Here is a 17,340-nt window from a genome sequence, read left to right on the forward strand (position 1 = left end):
CGAGCGCTTCGCCGCGCCGCCCGACCCTCCCAGAGCCGGATGTTTCACGTGAAACATCCGTTCGTTTCATCCTGAGGGAGCGGGACTTCCCTTCCCGGCGCCCGTGCGCCTTTCGGGCGACGGCGCGTTCGGCCTTTCGCGCAACGGCAAACGCCCCGGCCGAAGCCGGGGCGTTTCGCGCGGAGCCGGCGATAAGCCCCGCATGCTGAAGCGTCTTTAGATCGTGTACAGGTAATCGGGATCCTCGGCGACCTTGGCGTACTCCTTGAGGATGCCGCGGCCGGAGATGTGCACCATGATCTCCACCGTGCCGCCGCCGATCTGGAAGCCGCGGCAGTCGAGCATGAGGCGCGACACGCGGGTCTCGTCGGTGAAGCCGAGGCCGCCCATGAGCTGCAGCGCGCGCGAGCAGCAGTCGGTGAGCGCCGGGGCGCCGTAGCGCTTGAGCATGGCGGCGTCGTTGTTCACCGGGATGCCGTTGTCCATCTTCCAGCAGGTGCGGTACAGGAAGTTGCGGGTGTTCGAGAGCTCGATCTGCATCTCGACGATGTGCTCCTGCACGAGCTGGTAGGTCTTGATGCCCTTGCCGAACTGCATGCGCTCGTTGGTCCAGGCGCACGCGTCCTCCATGGCGGCCTGCGCCTCGCCGAGCAGCTCGGCCAGAAGCACGCAGCGCTCCCACTCGAAGTTCTTCATGAGCTGGTAGAAGCCCTTGCCCTGGATGCCCAGAAGGTCGGTCTCGTCGATGACCACGTCGTCGAAGTGGATCATCGCGAAGGGCATGATCTGCATGCCGATCTTGTTGAGCGGCTCGATGGTGACGCCCTTGGCATTGGCCGGCACGAGGTACATGGACATGTTCTTGTTCTCGCGGGACGGATCCTCGTCCTTGCACACCACGATGAAGCCGTCGACGTGCTCGCCCTGGGTCACCCAGGTCTTCACGCCGTTGATGTGCACCTTGCCGTCGCCCGTGCGGGTGGCCAGGCATTCCATGCCCTGGTTGTCGGAGCCCGCCTCAGGCTCGGAGATGGCCAGGCAGTACGGCGGGTAGCCGTTCTCCACGTAGTAGTCCATCGCGTACTTGATCTGCTCCGGCGTGCCGAACTCGCACACGTCGAACATGATGAGCAGGTTGGGAGCCATGGGGATGTTGCCGCCGGCATGGTTGAGCTCTTCGATGATCATGGCCATCGTCTGATGGTCGACGGGCTTTCCACCGTACTCCTCGGGCAGGCCGTACATGCCCCAACCCGAATCCACCCACGCCTTCGCCACTTCGGGAGCGATGCCGCGGTTCTTGTAGCCGGCCGCGATAACCTCTTCCGTCAGGTTCTCCTTGGCCCACTCGCGGATGCCCTTCTTGATGCGGAGCTGTTCCTCGGTGTATGCGAAATCCATGCTTCCTCCTTAACCGTTTTCCCTATATTCAAAACACCTGCGTGTTTGAATCGAAGTCCTGCAGCGCCCGCCCCCTCATGCAGCAGACGAGGCGGGCGCTTGGTGCCTGCGATGCCTAGAAGGCCATAGCCTCCTTGTAGCCGGCGTTCACGGCCTCGAGCGTGCGGTACACCTTGCCCGCGGGCGTGGTGGCGTCGCCGATGAGCTTGGCGTCCGGGAAGATCTTGACCACTTCGTCGTAGAGCTTCGTGTTGGCCTCGACGCCCAGCGACAGCAGCACGGTGTCGCACTCGAGCAGCTGCTCCTCGCCCGTCTCCACGTTCTGAACCTTCGCGCCCTTCTTCGTGACCTCGACGAGCTTCGTCAGCGGCATGAGCTTCACGCCCTTCTGCTTCACGAGGTTGATGGTGGGGTTCTTGTCGATGATGCCGATGCCGTTGCCCATCTTCTTGGCCTCGTCGATGACCGTGATCTCGCGGCCGTCGCTCATGGATTCGGCGACCTCGAGGCCGGCGAACCCGCCGCCCACGACCACGACGCGCTTGCCCACGATGGCGGTGGGGCCGCTCGCCATGTTGAGGCCCATGCGCATGAAGCCCACGGTGCCGCCCTGCGCCTTGATGGCCGCAACGGCCGCCTTCCAGATGAGGCCCTTGCCCTCGGGCACGATGCCCGCGACCATGTCCTTGATGTCCTGCGAGCTGACGACGTTCTTGCCGTCGATGCCCGGCACGTCCACGCCGATGACCTCGCCGCCGGGCGCGACCACGACCTCGTCGGGGTCGAGCGCCTTGATGGTGTCGGCCGTCACCTTCGTGTTCAGCTTGAGCTCGATGTTGGGATGCAGCTTCATCTCCTCGTTCCAGTACGTCACGAGGGGCTCGATCTTGTCGTTCAGCACCTGCGCCATGTTCAGCAGGCCGCCCACGCGGTCGGACTTGTCGAGCACGGTCACCTTGTGTCCGCGCACGGCCGCAACGCGCGCCGTCTCGAGGCCGCCGGGGCCGGCGCCCACCACGACGATGTGCTTCTTCTCGTCGGCGGGCTGGTCCTCGGGATGCCCGATGGCGATGTTGTCGATGTTGCCGTTGACCGAGCACCAGATGGGCTGGCCGAGGAACGTGTGGTCGAGGCAGCGGCTGCACACGATGCAGGGACGCACCTGCTCGGGATGGCCGGCGGCAACCTTGCCCGCCGTCTCCGGGTCGGCGATGAACTGGCGCGCCATGCCCACGGCGTCGCCGTAGCCCTGCGTGACCACCTTGTCGCACACGTCGAGCGAGTTGATGCGGGTGCCGGGGAACACGGGCTTGTCCGTGACGGTCTTCACCTGCTTGGCGAGGTCGATGAACTCGCCTTCCGGCACGATCTGGTTGGCCACGGGGCGCGGGGCCTCATGGAAGCCCGCCTGCACGCTCCACGCGTCCACGCCGTGCTTCTCGATGATCGGGATGAGCTCGAGGGTGTCCTCGATGCGGTTGCCGTTCGGCATGAGGTCGTCGGCCGAGATGCGCACGAGCACCGGGGTGTCGGGGCACACGCGATGCACTTCGTCGAGGATCTCGGTCAGCAGGCGCGCACGGTTCTCCGGGCTGCCGCCGTACTCGTCGGTGCGGTGGTTGGAGTACTTGGACAAAAAGCGCATGACCATGTAGCCGATGCCCGCGTGGATCTCGATGATGTCGAAGCCGGCCTCCACGGCGCGGCGCGCGGCCTCGCCGTACTGCTTCACCACGATGGCGATCTCGTCGGTGGTGTACTCGCACTCGGGCATGCCCACGAACGGGCCGCTCGGCACGTCCTTGGACGGGGCGTAGCTCTTCAGCTCGTCGTCGCCCGACGCGCGCCACTCGTAGCACAGCTGCAGCTGGACGGCCGTCTTGGCGCCGTGCTTGTGGCACGCCTCGTTGATGCGCGCAAGGCCGGGCACGAACGCGTCGTCCCAGATGCCGGCGGCACCCGTGGTGGTGTGGTACTTCGGCGTCGCGTTGAAGCAGTCGCTGACGTAGGCGCTGCCCAGCTCCAACAGGCCCGTGCCGCCCTTGGCGCGCTCCTCGTAGAAGTCGACGATGGCGTCGGTGATGTAGTAGTTGTCGACCATCTCGGTGGTCATGGGCAGCATGACGAACCGGTTCCGGATCTCCACCCCGCCGATGCTGAACGGTTCCAGCAGCTTCTGATACTTTGCCACGATGCAAACCCCTTTCCGCTTTGAACAGTGCTAAGCGTCTCTCTGCGCGATTGGTGCGAGGTCGATCCGTGCGAACTATCCCTCTCGATGTGCGCGGCTTCCTCGTTGCCAACATTGTAGGCTCCCGAAAAGGACGATACGATGGACAGAATTTGCATATTGGTTAGTCATTGCCAAAAAAGTCTCCCAATATTGCCATAGATGAGCCTGTTTTTATGGGGAATATCCCCAAAACAGGGGCACTCGACCGGAACCGGTTCGGAGAATTACTGCACATATTTTCATCTTTGTCCTAGAAATGTCCGAAAACGCGACGTATAATAGCCCTGGCACTATCATCATTATCGAGAGCGAGGCCCGATCCTATGAACGCGCTCAGCACGATGCTCCTCATCGCCGACACGTTCGTCGCGCTATGCGACGAGATGCCGCTCAAGAAGGTGTCCATCAGCGACATCATCGAGCGCACGGGGAAGAACCGCAAGACGTTCTACTACCACTTCGAGAACAAGGACTGCCTCATCACGTGGATCTTCCGCTACGACCTCGGCCAGGAGCTCAAGCGCCGCTTCCCCGAAAGCGCGCTCGTGTACGAGACCGGCACGAGCGACTCCTCGGCGCAGTTCCCGTTCTACATCCTGCAGAAATCCGGCGTGCGCTCCCTCGACCACGCCGAGTTCTTCGACTGCTTCGCCCACGTCCTCGAGGCCAAGCGGCACTTCTACACCCAGGCGCTGGCCGACACGAACCCCTACTCGCTGCGCAACTACCTGTACCACCTGTACCTGCCCGCGCTGCGCAACGACATCGACCTCATCCTGGCGAACCGCTACCTGCCTCAGGAGAACATCCAGTTCCTGGCCGAGTTCTACACGTGCGCGTTCCTGTACTACTTCATCCGCAAGTGCGATCAGCCGGGCGCTGAGCGCCTGACCGGCCAGGCCGGGCCCTTCGCGAACATCATCCACAGCTCGCTCGAGGCGCAGATCAAGGAAGCGCAGCTGCGCCGCAACCTGTAGAGCGGACCGCCGAGCGCGCGCTCAGGCGAGGAACTTCGGCGGCAGGGGCTCCGCGCCCAGCTCGCGCACGGCCGCGCTCATCGGCTGCAGGCGCGCCCCCACGAGCATCTTCGACGTCGCGTGCGCCAAGAGCGCGCCGCGCTCGTCGTGCGCCTCGGCTTCGCACAAGCACACGGTGCGCCCGCGCTTGATGACGCGCCCCGACGCCGTGACGGGGCCCATGCCGGTCGCCTTCAGGCAGGTCGTGGAAAGATCCATCGTGGTGAATCCCTCGTCCTCAGCGAGCGAGCCGTACAGCGCCCAGTACGCGGCGCAGTCGAGCAGCGAGGCGTACGCGCCGCCGTGGGCGCCGCCGAACGCGTTCATATGCTTGCGCTCGAACGCGCACGTCGCCCGGCACGACCCTTCGGCCAGCTCCACGAGCTCGATGCCGAGCAGCTCGAAGTACGGCGAGCGGTTGATCAGCTCCATCACCGCGTTCGCATGATCCGGATTCATGGTGCCCATAGCGCGTGTCGTCCTTCCCTCGTCGTCGCCTTCTCCTTTCATGGTAGCGTCCCGCGCCGCGGCGCGACACGGGCAAACCGCGCGCTTCGGGACGTCGCCCCGCCTCACGACGCGCTGCGCACGGCGCCGCGCCGCTCGAGGCGCGCGACGTCGTCGGCGGAAAGCCCCGCCTCGGCCAGCACCGCAGCCGTGTGCTCGCCGTGGGCCGGGGCCTCGGCGAACGCGTCGATGGACGGCCGCATCCCCGCGATGTCGTGCGGCAGGTTCGTCTGCAGCACGCGCCCCGCGCGCGGGAAGTCGCGGTAGGCCATCATGTCCGGCTCGCGCTCGAGCAGCTGGGCGATGGCCTCGTCCTTGTCGATGACCGAGGCGATGCACAAGTCCTTGCCGACCAGCCATTCCTCCCACTCCTCGCGCGTGCGCGACGCCACGAGCTCGCGCATGCGCTCGTAGGCGCCGACCGGCTTGCTCGCCAGCTCTGGCACGCCCGCGGCCTCGCAGAACGACGTCCAGAACTTGTCCTCGATGAGGCCGAACGCCAGCTTGCCGCCGTCGCGCGTCTCGTAGATGTTGTAGAAGCAGCAGTCGGCCGGGTAGATGACCGTGCTCTCGTCGATGCCGCCCTGGAAGCACCAGCGCTCGTCGATGAGCGAGTTCCACCACACGAAGGAGTCGTACATCGACACGTCGATGAAGCGCCCCTCGCCCGTGATCTCGCGGTCGTAGAGCGCGGCGAGCACGCTCTGCGCCGCCACCATCGAGCTGGCGAGGTCGCACAGGTGCAGCGGCGCCTTCACGCCGCCGTTGAGCGAAAGGTAGCCGCTCTGCGCCTGCATGTTCAGGTCGTGCAGCGGCTGCTGGCTGCGCGGGTCGTCCTGGCCGTAGCCCGACAGCGAGCAGTACACGAGCCGCGGGTTCGCGGCGGCGAGCGCTTCGTAGTCGATGCCGAGCTTCTTCGTCACGCCCGGGCGGAAGCTCTCCACAACCACGTCGGCGCCTTCCGCCAGCTTGAGGAACGCCGCATGCGCCTCCTCGTCCTTGAGGTCGAGCGCGACGGAGCGCTTGTTGCGCCCGAGCGCCTCGATGTAGTAGCTCATGCCGCCGCGCTGGGGCCGCTCGTGACGGCAGAAGTCGCCGAGCCCGACGTCCTCCACCTTCACGACGTCGGCTCCCAAATCCGCCAGCACCTGCGTGGCGTACCCGCCGGGCAGGTATCTCGACAGGTCGAGCACGCGCAGGCGCGCAAACGATGGATTGCCCATGGGTTCCGCTCCTTTCCCTCGGCGCGCCGCCGCGCGCCTCCTCGTCGCCCCCAACGATAGCCCAACCGACGGGCGCACGGGACGTCGCGGCGATTGGCATTCCCAATGCAAGATGCCCGTCCAACCTATCATCCCAGGTCGTTCCCGTGAGATTCGCGCCCCTTCCGCGATGCATAAAACGTTTCAATCGAAAGGCCGCGCCTTTCCAATTGGACGCGCCCGACTGCGCGCACGGACAATGGGGTGCAGGAGCAGCGCCGCCGATGCGCGCGGCGCACGATGCAGAGGAGGAACCATGGGCAAGCTGACGCCGCAGGAATTCGAGGCGCACCTCAAGGGGCTGCGCGCCTTCGTCGAAGGGCCGTGCGAGGAGATGCAGGCCGACATCGAGGTGACGAACAAGTTCCCGCAGGAGTTCTACGACCAGTGCAACGAGCACAACATCTACCGTATGTCGCTGCCCGAGGAGTACGGCGGCTGGGGCCTGAGCGAGCTCGAGACGCTCAAGTGCCAGGAGGAGTTCTCGCGCGGCCCCGGCGGCATGCGCATGCACATGCACTTCGCCCAGGACCTGAACTGGCGTCCGCTGTACGACTACGGCTCCGAGGAGCTCAAGGCCGAGCTCATGCCGAAGTTCCAGGACAAGTCCATCTTCTCGGCCTGGTGCCTCACCGAGGCCACGGGCGGCACGGGCGCCGACCTGCACACGACGGCCGTCAAGGACGAGAACGGCGATTACGTGCTGAACGGCGAGAAGTGGCTCATCTCGTTCACCGACATGAACACGCACTCCTACATCCACGCGGTCACCGACCCCGACGCCGACCCCGACCATCGCCTGTCCACGTTCTACGTGCCGGTGAACACCCCCGGCTACGAGGTCACGCCCATGCCGCATATGATGGGCTGCCGCGGTGCCGGCCACACGGGCCTCAAGTTCACGAACATGAAGGTGGACAAGAAGTACCTCCTGGGCGAAGAAGGCCAGGGCATGGAGATCGCCATGCACTCGCTGGCCGTGTCGCGCGTGCACATCGCCGCGTCGAACCTCGGCATGGCGCAGCGCATGCTGGAGATCTCGCTCGCCCGCGCCGCCGACCGCATCACGTTCGGCAAGCCCATCCTGTCGCGCCAGGCCATCAAGATGAAGATCGCGAACATGCAGATGTACATCCACGCGCTGCGCACCATGGTGTACGACTTCTGCAAGGACTACATGCACGAGCCGAACGGCGCCTACATCGCCGAGAAGGCGGCCTGCTGCAAGCTGTTCTCCATCGACACGACGCGCCTCGTGTCCGACGAGATGCTCGAGATCTTCGGCGGCGACGGCTACTTCGAGGACAACCCGTTCGGCCCGGTGGAGCGCCTGTACCGCGACTGCCGCGCCATGTGGCTGGAAGAGGGCGCGCCCACGGTGCAGCGCATCACCATCGCGCGCGACTGCATCAAGCACGGCGGAACGATGGCCTACCTCGACTAGCGCCCCGCGCGAACCGATGGCCCGATGACCGACCGTGCGACATCCTCCTTGCGCGCGTGCGCGCCGCCAAGGCTCTCGCCGACGCGCACGCGCGCCACCTGGAAGCCCCGGGTGGACGAGGCGGACGTCGCCCTGTATCGCTGCCCGCGCTGCGAAAGCCTCCTCATGGAGCTCGGCAGCGCCGCGGCGCAGGTCGAAACCGACCTGTGGCGCTCGGCGATCGTGCGCGCGCCCTACGGCGAGGCCGGCGGCGGCGCGCACGCACGGTGCCCGCGCTGCGGCGGGTCCCCCGTGCAGCCCATGGCCTTCCGCAGCGCATGCGCCGCCGACGAGGGGTTCTCCTTCGCGTTCACGGGAGGGATGGACGCGAACCGCCTGACGCTTTCCTGGGAGGATGCCGAAAACGGGCCCGCGCTCGTCGTGCTCAAGACGTTCACCGGCCTGCAGACGCGCCCGCGCCCGCGCGGAGGCGCGGCGGTGTTCCCCCTCGCAGACGAGGACGCCTACTGCTACTGCGACCTCGATCCCTGCGAGCAGTGCGTCGCGCGCTGCAAGCGCGGCTTCAAGCTGTACGTGGTGCGCGCCGACGGGGAGGCCCTGCGGTTCGCCTGCACATGAGACGACACCCCCGTCCCCTCGTCTCCCCATGAGACGATGCCCCGTCTCTTTGTCTCCCTTTGTCACCTTTGGAGCGCGGAGCGGGCGGGCGCGGGCGATTCGGCGCAAGGACGCGCGGCCGCTCAGGCGGGGACGGCGAGTGCGCCCGGAGGGTCGCCCTGCGCGATCGACGAGAAGCGCCGCGCCGTCTCGACGAAGCTCTCCACCACCTGGCTGCGGTAGATGCGCTTGTCGAAGGCCAGGTAGATGTAGTGGAAGTCGTCGGGCACGTCGGCCAGCGCGATCTTCTTCACGCCGTCGAAGCGCTCGATGGCGAACGTGTCCAGCATGACGCCCGGCATGGCGCGGTTCGCCACGACGACGCTCGTCAGCATGAACTCGTCGTCGTACACGATGGCGGGCTCGATGCCGCACCCCTCGAACAGCCGCTTCGCCTCCAGCCCCAGCGGCGTGTCGGGCGCGTAGCTGGCGAACGGCACGCCCCGCAGCTCCGCGAGCGACACGCTGTCGCGCTCGGCGAAGGGGCTTTCCTCGTGCACGACGAGGATGAGGCGCTTCGTCAGCATGGGCACGAAGCACAGGTTGGGCTCGCCTTCGGCCTTCGAGGCGAAGATCAGGTCGAACTCCTGGGCCTTGAGCGAGCGGATGAGCGGCAGCGAGAACTCCACCGTGAAGCCCATCTTCACGTCGTAGCCGTACTCCTGCCAGAACTGCTGCAGCAGCTCGGGAAGGAAGTCGTGCTGGATCGTGGGGATGGTGCCGATGCTGAGCGAGCCGCTTCCCACCGTGCCCTGGGCGCGCACCGCCGCGATGCTGCGGTCGAGGTCACCCAGCACGCCGGCGACGTCGGCGTAGAAGTCGCGCCCGTGCTTCGTCAGCCTGATCTGGCGCCCGTCGCGGAAGAAGAGGGGCACGCCCAGCTCGTGCTCGAGGGCCTTGATGGACAGGCTCAGCGTGGGCTGGGTGATGTAGAGCTCTTTCGCCGCGCGGGTCATGTGCTGCGTCTCCGCCAGCTTCTTGAAGTTGTACAGCTGCGAGAGGGAAAGCGAAGAAGAGTTGTTCACGGGTATCTCCTCACCTGCCATGGATGCAACCGGCGCTCGGCCCTTGTCCCTATCCTAGGCGCTTCGACGCCGCCGCGCCACGGCCAGCCTGGCCGTTCTGTTCCGTTCGGAATGAGACAAAGGGACGGGGTAATTGTCTCATTTTGCAGCCTGCACGGACTTCCGGCTCCGCCTATGAAAATGAGACAATTACCCCGTCCCTTTGTCTCCCTTTGTCTCGCAGACGCCTATTCCCACAGCGCGCGCAGGCGCCGCTTCCCCGCCGCAAGCGACGCCAGACCGGTGACGAGCACCACCACGAGCATGACGAGCCCCACCGTGAACACGGCGTCGAACCCGTAGGACGATCCCACCCACGCCCAGATCATGGACGCGAACGCCCCGATGAGGTTGAACACGGTGGAGATGCGCGAGTAGATGATCGGGTACTCGCGCGTGCCGAAGACGGCGCGCGTGAGCGCCGGAACCAGCACCACGGCCGTGGCGTAGAACGCGCCGAAGATGAACGCGCCGGCGTACAGCATGAACTCGGACGCGAAGCCGAACCAGCACAGGAAGATGCCCACCACGCCGGCCGCGAACGCGAACCACAGCGCGCCCTTCACGCTCTTGTCCACGGCGGCGCCCAGCACGATCTTGAACAGCGCCTGGCCCACCATCATGACGGTGGACATGATGCCGCCCACCACGAGCACGTCGAAGGCCACGCCGGTGAGCGACTTCGTGTACGTGGGGAATTGCATGGCGATGAGGTTCGCGATGTTGATGATGCCCGCGCAGACGCACACGAGGTAGAACGCCGACGACTTCATAGCGAGCGACGCGGACAGGCCGCACGGCTTCGCAGCCTCCTTGCCCTCGGCCACGGCGGCGCCGTAGGGCGCCAGCCCGCAGTCGGACGGGCGCGTGCGCACGCAGAACAGCGTGAACGGCAGCGAGGTGACCAGCGCGATGACGGCCCAGATGAGGTAGATCTGATGGAAGTCCATGCCGCCGGACTTGAGCGCGGTGAACACCATGGACCACAGCGCCCCGCCGATGCCGGTGAACGCCATGCACAGCCCGATGAAGAACCCGGCCCGCTCGTAGAACCAGTTGTTGACCAGCACGGGGATGGCCAGCCACAGGATGGATATCTCGCCGAGGCCCAGCAGCACGCCGGCGACGTAGAACAGGTAGATGTTGGTCGAGAGGCCCATCAGCGCGAACGCGGCGGCCACGCTCACCGCCGACGCGCTCAGGATGATGCGCACGTCCACCTTCTGCAGCAGCTTGCCCGCGAAGGGCGAGGCCACGGTCATGGTCAGGTACATAATGGTCACGTACAGGGCGAACGAGGTCGTGGGGATGCCGAGCGCCTCCGACACGACCGGTTGGAACAGCCCCCAGGTCGAGAAGCACAGCGCCGAGCATCCGAAGGTGATCATGATGCCGGTGAGCACGACGAGCAGATGACGTGACGAAAGCTTCTCACGCGTTTGCATAGCCATACAGCCCCCTCTTGACGGTGTGGGACGAACCCGGGCGTGAGCAGCGCCCGGGTTCGCAGGGTGGGGTGCCAGCGCTCGCGCGCGGCGGAGATCAGAGGTTCTTGAACCGGTACTTCTCGGGGTTGTCCTTCACGTCCTGCTTGTTGTGCGGGTTCATCTTCGCGCGGCCGATCACGCCGTCCTGCGACACCGCGCCCAGCACCTGGTTGCGGTTCTCCATCTTCACCTGCGTCTCGAAGCTCGTGCCGTCGACGGCGGCGTGGATGGATTCCTTCGTGAGGCGCAGCGCCATGGGGGCGGTGGTGTCGCACATGTGGTGCGCCAGCGCCACGGCCTTGTCGACCACCTCGTCGTCGGGCACCACTTCCAGGCCGAAGCCCCAGCTGTGCAGCGTCTCGGCGTCCCAGCGGTCCGGCGAGGACATGATGCGGAACGCGCGCTCGTAGCCGACGATCTTCGGCAGGTAGAACGAGCCGGACATGTCGGTGCCGGTGTAGCCGATGGCCAGGTAGCCGGCGTTCATCTTGAAGCTCTCGCCCAGGATGCGCATGTCGCAGGCGCAGGACAGCGACATGCCGCCGCCCACCGCGTAGCCCTTGAGCGCGCCGATGATGGGCTGCTCGCAGCGGTGCATGTACACCACCTGGTCGGAGCAGATGCGCTGCATGAGGTAGTACATCGTCTGCACGTCGCCCATGTCGTCGGGATGCTCCATGGCCAGGTCGTTGAGGTTGAAGCCGGCGCAGAACGCGCGGCCCTCGCCCGTCAGCACGATGACGCGGCACTCGTGGTCCATGCGCACCTTGATGAGGAACTCGTTGAATTCGGCCATCTGGGCGTACGACATGGCGTTGAGGTTGCCCGGATCGTTGAACGAGACGATGTAGACGGGGCCGTCCTTCTTGACGGTGATCTTCTCGTACTCGTCGTACGTGAACTCGGGGACGTGGTACTTCTCCTGATACTGACCCATGATTCCTCCTCGTGAACGGATCGTCCCGGTGACCCTGAGCAACCGGGATCGTATGCTTTGCAGCCTACCGGCCGCGCTTCCGCTCGAACATGGACAGGATCGCCGGTTTTGTCCCTGCATTTTTCTTCCATTGAAAGTTCCAATGGATCGGACGGCCCTGCGTCGGCGTTTCCCGAGCAAAACGGCGCGAGAACCCCTCGAAATGCCAATGAGTCCACCGCCCGTCGCCGCGGTCGGGATAGGAAAACCGGTTCGATCCCGCGCGCGAAAACGTCGCCCGTCGACAGCTTGCATCGGACACGCGATTCGCCGATTTCTAAGCAATTATTTCGTTTTGCGTACGTTGGAGGCCCGACGAGCCCGTTTCCGCCATCGACGCGGAGGAAGACGTGAACCGTTTCCCCAGGTCGCGTACCATGCGTCTCCTAAAACAGGTGCCGAACGCGCCCCGTGCGTTCGCAAAACGCAGTAATTGCCTACTTCGAGCCGATCCGCGCGCCGACGCGCCTCGCGAACGGCGGCGAAACGGGCGAGCGGGTTCCGAGAGCGCATGCAGCCCGAAACGCCGACGGCCCGTCCGAAGACGGGCCGTCGATGACGCATGGAAACCGCGAAGCTCTAGCGGCGCTGCTCCTGCTTGTCGTTGAGCAGGCGGTTGAGCGCGTTGAGGTAGGCCTTCGTCGACGAGACCACGATGTCGCCGTCGGCGCCGCGGCCCGTGTACACGGCGCCGCTCGGATCGGTCACGCGGATGGTCACCTCGCCGAGGGCGTCGATGCCGCGCGTGACGGACTGCACCGAGAACTCGGTGAGGTCGTTGTCCACCTGCACGATCTTGTTCACGGCCTTGCACATGGCGTCGATGGGGCCCGTGCCGTACTCGCACGCGGTCACCACCTGGTCGGCTGCGTTGCGCAGCGTGACCGTGGCCGTCGGCGTCAGCGGGAAGCCGGTGCTGATCTGCACGCCCTCGAGCGAGTACAGCGCGCTCTCGTTGCGGTCGCGCTCGTTCACGAGGCTCTCGAGGTCCTCGTCGTACACTTCCTTCTTCTTGTCGGCCAGGTTGAGGAACGCCTCGTACACCTGGTCGAGCGCCTCGCCCTCCAGCTCGTAGCCCAGCTCCTCGAGGCGGTGCTTGAGAGCCGCATGGCCCGAGCGCGCCGTGAGCACGATCTGGCTGGTGCCCGCGCCCACGTCGGCCGGGTCGATGATCTCGTAGGTGTCGCGCTTCTTGAGCACGCCGTCCTGGTGGATGCCGGAGGAGTGCGCGAAGGCGTTCGCGCCCACGATGGCCTTGTTGGCCTGCACGTTCATGCCCGTGATGGACGACACGAGGCGGCTCGCCTTGATGAACTCGCGCGTGTTGATCTCGGTGCAGGCGTCCAGCTCGTCGCCGTGCATCTTGATGCCCATGACCACTTCCTCCATGGCCGTGTTGCCCGCGCGCTCGCCCAGGCCGTTGATGGTGCACTCCACCTGCGTGGCACCGTTCTTCACGCCGGCCAGCGACAGCGCCGTGGCCATCCCCAAGTCGTTGTGGCAGTGCACCGACACCGTGGCCTTCTCGATGCCGTCCACGTTGTCCATGAGGTACTTGATGCGCGCGCCGAACTCCTCGGGCAGCGAGTAGCCCGTGGTGTCGGGGATGTTCACCACCGTGGCGCCGGCTTTGATGACGGCTTCGATGACGCGCACGAGGAAGTCGTAGTCGGAGCGGCCCGCGTCCTCGGCGTAGAACTGCACGTCCTCCACGAACGTCTTGGCGTACTTCACGCACTTCACCGCGCGCTCGACGCACTCGTCCTCGGTGATGCGCAGCTTGTCGCGCAGGTGGCTCGGGCTCACGCCGATGCCCGTGTGGATGCGGGGGCGCTTGGCGTACTTGAGCGCGTCGGCCGCCGCGTCGATGTCCTTCTCCACCGCGCGCGTGAGGCCGCACACCGTGGCCTGGTCGCCCGCCAGCTCGGCGATGCGGCGGACCGATTCGAAGTCGCCGGGGCTCGAGATGGGGAAGCCCGCCTCGATGACGTCCACGTTGAGCCGCAGAAGTTGACGCGCCACGACCAGCTTCTCCTCGGTGTTCATGGAGGCGCCCGGCGACTGCTCGCCGTCGCGAAGCGTCGTATCGAAGATGTTGATCTTGCGAGTCATGTGCGTGTTCCTTCCTTCTCGTGTCCAGTCCCGCCGCATCGAACCGCGCAAGCGTTGACCGCGTTTCAGATTGATTTGACAATCATAGCAAATATGCCGACCGAAGCCGTGGGAATTCGGCAGCGGCCCCGGGTTCTCCCCGGTCATTTTCGCGTGCATGGCGAAACGGGCGATCGTCTCGCCGGCGCCGACAGGCGCCCCGCAGTCGTCGGCAGGCATCCCGCCGTCGCCGGTAAGCGCCCCGCAGATGCCGGAAGGCGCCCCGCCGTCGCCGGCAAGCATCCACCCGTTCCGCGGGTTATATATGATTAGAAAGGTAATGGACAAAAGTGCGAGTATTCGCTAGATTTTGCCAGCGTGCGAGGCCCTCCGAACATGGCGGTTCGCATAACACCTGGTAGAAAGTCCGCTCTCACGATTATTCCCAACAAAAGATAAAGAATACTCGCGTTTTTGTCCACCGTCCCGACCGTGCGATACCGCGGCGGAACACCCTCAGGCAAGCAGAACCGACACGCCGGTGAGCGCCAGGTCGCGCGGGAACGGATCGCCGTTATAGTACTGCTCGATACACTGGCCGGACGAAACGAGCCCGCGCTGCGCGAGCCAGCCCTCCATATCCTCGTACGCCGGCCCCATGTTCTCGTTGGGTCCCAGAAACATGAACGTGACGTAGCGTCCGCCCGGGACGCACCCGGCAGCGACGTCGCCAGCGCCGGGCAGAGGGCGCGCGAGCGGGAAACCCACTTCGACGAGCGCATCGTCCATGCCGCCCATATCCACGAAGCGCACGTACGGGATGTCCGCAGGCTCCAGGCCCTCGTCGGCGACATAGGCACCCAACTGGGAAAACGCAGATCCTATGAGCGCGGGCAGCTGCGCGATGGGCGTACGCCCGCTCACTACGACTGACGGCTGCTCGGCGCGTTCGACGAGGGCGAAATCGGTGATGCGGGGCATGGCTCCTCCTCAGCTCGGCGAACGTTCGCCCGATTATACCATCGCAGGACTTCGCACGGTTGGCGAACACGCCTCGGATTCCGTATACTCGGAAGCGCGCCTGCAGCGATCGACGAGACGAAAGGGCTGCCATGTTCGAAAACGATGCGTTCGTGCGCTCGGCCGAGATCCTCTGGAACGAGGTCCCCGACGCCGACGCCTACCCGTTCGACATCCCCGCGATCGCCTCGCTTCGCAAGCTGCGGTTCGACAAGGGCATCACGTTCTTCTGCGGCGAGAACGGCACGGGCAAGTCCACCCTGCTCGAGGCCGTCGGCATCGCCTTCGGCTTCAACCCCGAGGGCGGTTCGCGCAACTACACGTTCTCGACGAAGCCCACGCACTCCGCGCTGCACGACTTCATCCGGCTCGACCGATCCCTCTACCGCCCGCTCGACGGCTTCTTCGTCCGCTCCGACACGCTGTTCAACCTCATCAGCGCCACCGACGAGCTCGAGGACGACCAACGCTACTACGGCGGCGTGTCGCTGCACGCCCGCTCGCACGGCGAGAGCATCATGGCGCTCATCACGCGCCGCTTCCGAACCGAGGGCTTCTACATCCTCGACGAGCCCGAGACGGGACTGTCGCAAAGCGGGCAGATCGCGCTCGCCTGCGAGTTGACCCGGCTGCGAGACGCGGGCTGCCAGCTCGTCATCGCCACGCACTCCCCCATCCTGCTGGCGCTGCCCGGCGCCACCGTCTACCAGTTCGACGACGAGATTCGTGAGATCGACGGGAAGGACTCGCTCGAATGGATCATGATGCGGCGCTTCATGGACGACCCGGAAGCCGCCGTGAGGGCCTTCCTCGAGCCATAGCGACCTAAATGTACCCAAAGGGGTCAGGCACCTTTGGGTACATGCAAAGGCCCGGCAAGCGCAGGGGTTCGCTTGCCGGGCCGCAATGCCGACCGCATGCAGGAGAGGAGGTTGCACGCGCTAGCAGGAGGGTGAGCTCGCTTTCGCATCGGCCGCGCCGTGGGCGGCCGCGTCGGCGTCGATGAGGTCGGTCGGCTTCGCCTTCATGATAAAGCGCTCGACGAGGATGAGGAAGGCCAGCGTGCCCAGCGCGATCACGCCGAGGAGCACCGCGTACTCCACCCACGACGGCGCGTACCAGCTGGTCGCCGCCCACACGTCCATGCCCGAGGCGTTGGCCGACGTGCCGTCGATGAGGCCCGGGCCGCCGAAGGTGTTCGGCGTGATGAACGAGGAGAACAAGAGCCACACGCGCTTGCAGAACACGCCCACCACGACGCATGCCGACGAGAACACGATGAGGCCGGTCTTCTGGCGGTTCTTCGCGAACACGAGGATGGTGAACGGGATGATGACGCCCACGACGATCTCGATCCAGAAGTACGGGGCCGTGGCGCCGAAGAACATCTGCGACAGCACGTGCCAGCCGCCCTCGGAACCGGGATACGCCGTGGTCAGAAGCTCGCAGCCCACCATGTAGCCGTCAACCGCGATGCAGGTGGCCAACAGCCCAGCCAGCATGCCCATGAGCTTCTTCGACGTCTCCCAGATGCCGCGACGATTCATCCAAGCGAGCGAGATGAGCAGCAGCGCCAAGCCCGAGTCCATGGCCGAGGCCACGAACAAGGGGCCCATGATGGCCGAGTGCCAGCCCTCGCGGGCGATCTGCAGGCCGAAGATCCACGCCGTCACCGTGTGCACGAGGATGGCGATGGGCAGGGCGAAGCGCGACACGATGGCGATCTTGGACTTGTCGGCCTTCTTCGACGTCATGAAGTACAGGTAGACCAGGTTGATGATCAGGTAGCAGGTGATGACGCAGATGTCCCAGAACAAAGGCGAGATGAAGTTCGGGGAGAGGATCAGGTTGAACAGGCGCGCCACGCCGCCGAGGTCGAGGATGACCAGCAGGCCCGCGCAGCAGATGCACACCGTGGACACGCACACGGCCGGCAGCGCCACCTTCTTGAACTCGGTGACGTGGAAGATCGATGCCGAGGAGGCCACGATGAGGCCGCCGGCGGACAGGCCGACGAAGAACATGAACGCGGCGATGTAGAGGCCCCAGGAGGTGCCGTTGTTCATGCCGGTCACGCCGAGGCCGAACATGGTCTGGTAGATCCAGGCGGCCGCGCCGACGGCGGCGATCACGGCCAGGACGATCATGACCGGACGGGAGATTCGTTTCGTTTGCATGTCAA

14 protein-coding genes are annotated in these 17,340 nt (G+C 65.5%); 4 read left to right on the forward strand and 10 right to left on the reverse strand.

The window, feature by feature from the left end; translation table 11 throughout:
• Positions 1 to 216: 216 nt before the first annotated feature.
• Together C1A15_RS11800 and C1A15_RS11805 are read right to left on the reverse strand one after the other, a co-directional pair.
• Entirely contained in the window at positions 217 to 1,401 is a 1,185-nt protein-coding gene (locus tag C1A15_RS11800; protein ID WP_101722755.1) for an acyl-CoA dehydrogenase family protein, read from the reverse strand.
• 115 nt (positions 1,402 to 1,516) lie between these two features.
• Positions 1,517 to 3,592 carry an oxidoreductase gene (locus tag C1A15_RS11805; RefSeq protein WP_101722756.1) on the reverse strand — a complete coding sequence of 692 codons (2,076 nt, stop codon included), beginning with the start codon at positions 3,590 to 3,592 and terminating at the stop codon, positions 1,517 to 1,519.
• A gap of 365 nt (positions 3,593 to 3,957) precedes the next feature.
• Here C1A15_RS11805 and C1A15_RS11810 point away from each other — a divergent pair, with 365 nt between their 5' ends.
• Complete coding sequence (locus C1A15_RS11810; RefSeq protein WP_101722757.1) at positions 3,958 to 4,611, forward strand: TetR/AcrR family transcriptional regulator C-terminal domain-containing protein; 654 nt, start codon at positions 3,958 to 3,960, stop codon at positions 4,609 to 4,611.
• 21 nt (positions 4,612 to 4,632) lie between these two features.
• Here the strand turns inward: C1A15_RS11810 and C1A15_RS11815 are convergent, their stop codons facing one another.
• Both C1A15_RS11815 and C1A15_RS11820 read right to left on the reverse strand, forming a co-directional pair.
• The gene (locus C1A15_RS11815) at positions 4,633 to 5,118 is read right to left on the reverse strand and encodes a PaaI family thioesterase (protein WP_101722758.1); all 486 of its coding nucleotides are present in this window, start codon (positions 5,116 to 5,118) and stop codon (positions 4,633 to 4,635) included.
• A 104-nt stretch (positions 5,119 to 5,222) separates the two neighbouring features.
• Positions 5,223 to 6,380 carry a CaiB/BaiF CoA transferase family protein gene (locus C1A15_RS11820; protein WP_101722759.1) on the reverse strand — a complete coding sequence of 386 codons (1,158 nt, stop codon included), beginning with the start codon at positions 6,378 to 6,380 and terminating at the stop codon, positions 5,223 to 5,225.
• Positions 6,381 to 6,675: 295 nt separating this feature from the next.
• Between C1A15_RS11820 and C1A15_RS11825 the strand changes: the two genes are divergently transcribed.
• Entirely contained in the window at positions 6,676 to 7,863 is a 1,188-nt protein-coding gene (locus C1A15_RS11825) for an acyl-CoA dehydrogenase family protein (RefSeq protein WP_101722760.1), read from the forward strand.
• Between the two features lie 24 nt (positions 7,864 to 7,887).
• Positions 7,888 to 8,481 carry a hypothetical protein gene (locus C1A15_RS11830; RefSeq protein WP_146001854.1) on the forward strand — a complete coding sequence of 198 codons (594 nt, stop codon included), beginning with the start codon at positions 7,888 to 7,890 and terminating at the stop codon, positions 8,479 to 8,481.
• 122 nt (positions 8,482 to 8,603) lie between these two features.
• Here C1A15_RS11830 and C1A15_RS11835 read toward each other — a convergent pair whose 3' ends face one another.
• The 5 genes from C1A15_RS11835 to C1A15_RS11855 form a co-directional block, all read right to left on the reverse strand.
• Positions 8,604 to 9,545, reverse strand: coding sequence for a LysR family transcriptional regulator (locus C1A15_RS11835; protein WP_180953085.1), 942 nt, complete (start codon positions 9,543 to 9,545; stop codon positions 8,604 to 8,606).
• Positions 9,546 to 9,772: 227 nt separating this feature from the next.
• Positions 9,773 to 11,035, reverse strand: coding sequence for an MFS transporter (locus C1A15_RS11840; RefSeq protein WP_101722763.1), 1,263 nt, complete (start codon positions 11,033 to 11,035; stop codon positions 9,773 to 9,775).
• Between the two features lie 91 nt (positions 11,036 to 11,126).
• On the reverse strand, positions 11,127 to 12,008 hold the full coding sequence (locus tag C1A15_RS11845; protein WP_101722764.1) for an enoyl-CoA hydratase/isomerase family protein: 882 nt from the start codon (positions 12,006 to 12,008) through the stop codon (positions 11,127 to 11,129).
• 618 nt (positions 12,009 to 12,626) lie between these two features.
• On the reverse strand, positions 12,627 to 14,159 hold the full coding sequence (locus C1A15_RS11850) for a 2-isopropylmalate synthase (RefSeq protein WP_101722765.1): 1,533 nt from the start codon (positions 14,157 to 14,159) through the stop codon (positions 12,627 to 12,629).
• 495 nt (positions 14,160 to 14,654) lie between these two features.
• On the reverse strand, positions 14,655 to 15,119 hold the full coding sequence (locus C1A15_RS11855; RefSeq protein ID WP_101722766.1) for a GyrI-like domain-containing protein: 465 nt from the start codon (positions 15,117 to 15,119) through the stop codon (positions 14,655 to 14,657).
• Positions 15,120 to 15,250: 131 nt separating this feature from the next.
• Here C1A15_RS11855 and C1A15_RS11860 point away from each other — a divergent pair, with 131 nt between their 5' ends.
• Positions 15,251 to 15,979 carry an AAA family ATPase gene (locus C1A15_RS11860; RefSeq protein WP_101722767.1) on the forward strand — a complete coding sequence of 243 codons (729 nt, stop codon included), beginning with the start codon at positions 15,251 to 15,253 and terminating at the stop codon, positions 15,977 to 15,979.
• A 120-nt stretch (positions 15,980 to 16,099) separates the two neighbouring features.
• Here the strand turns inward: C1A15_RS11860 and nrfD are convergent, their stop codons facing one another.
• Positions 16,100 to 17,335: an NrfD/PsrC family molybdoenzyme membrane anchor subunit gene (nrfD, locus tag C1A15_RS11865; RefSeq protein WP_101722768.1), complete on the reverse strand. Its 1,236-nt coding sequence runs from the start codon at positions 17,333 to 17,335 to the stop codon at positions 16,100 to 16,102.
• Between the last annotated feature and the right edge of the window lie 5 nt (positions 17,336 to 17,340).

Origin of the sequence: Eggerthella timonensis, assembly GCF_900184265.1 — a bacterium.
GTDB classification, from domain to species: domain Bacteria; phylum Actinomycetota; class Coriobacteriia; order Coriobacteriales; family Eggerthellaceae; genus Eggerthella; species Eggerthella timonensis.

What these genes read in the sequence shown, in the direction of transcription:
- C1A15_RS11800 (WP_101722755.1), bottom strand. Translation starts at nt 1,401, where the DNA reads ATGGATTTCGCATACACCGAGGAACAGCTCCGCATCAAGAAGGGCATC.
- C1A15_RS11810 (WP_101722757.1), top strand. Translation starts at nt 3,958, where the DNA reads ATGAACGCGCTCAGCACGATGCTCCTCATCGCCGACACGTTCGTCGCG.
- C1A15_RS11815 (WP_101722758.1), bottom strand. Translation starts at nt 5,118, where the DNA reads ATGGGCACCATGAATCCGGATCATGCGAACGCGGTGATGGAGCTGATC.
- C1A15_RS11820 (WP_101722759.1), bottom strand. Translation starts at nt 6,380, where the DNA reads ATGGGCAATCCATCGTTTGCGCGCCTGCGCGTGCTCGACCTGTCGAGA.
- C1A15_RS11825 (WP_101722760.1), top strand. Translation starts at nt 6,676, where the DNA reads ATGGGCAAGCTGACGCCGCAGGAATTCGAGGCGCACCTCAAGGGGCTG.
- C1A15_RS11830 (WP_146001854.1), top strand. Translation starts at nt 7,888, where the DNA reads ATGACCGACCGTGCGACATCCTCCTTGCGCGCGTGCGCGCCGCCAAGG.
- C1A15_RS11840 (WP_101722763.1), bottom strand. Translation starts at nt 11,035, where the DNA reads ATGGCTATGCAAACGCGTGAGAAGCTTTCGTCACGTCATCTGCTCGTC.
- C1A15_RS11845 (WP_101722764.1), bottom strand. Translation starts at nt 12,008, where the DNA reads ATGGGTCAGTATCAGGAGAAGTACCACGTCCCCGAGTTCACGTACGAC.
- C1A15_RS11850 (WP_101722765.1), bottom strand. Translation starts at nt 14,159, where the DNA reads ATGACTCGCAAGATCAACATCTTCGATACGACGCTTCGCGACGGCGAG.
- C1A15_RS11855 (WP_101722766.1), bottom strand. Translation starts at nt 15,119, where the DNA reads ATGCCCCGCATCACCGATTTCGCCCTCGTCGAACGCGCCGAGCAGCCG.
- C1A15_RS11860 (WP_101722767.1), top strand. Translation starts at nt 15,251, where the DNA reads ATGTTCGAAAACGATGCGTTCGTGCGCTCGGCCGAGATCCTCTGGAAC.
- nrfD (WP_101722768.1), bottom strand. Translation starts at nt 17,335, where the DNA reads ATGCAAACGAAACGAATCTCCCGTCCGGTCATGATCGTCCTGGCCGTG.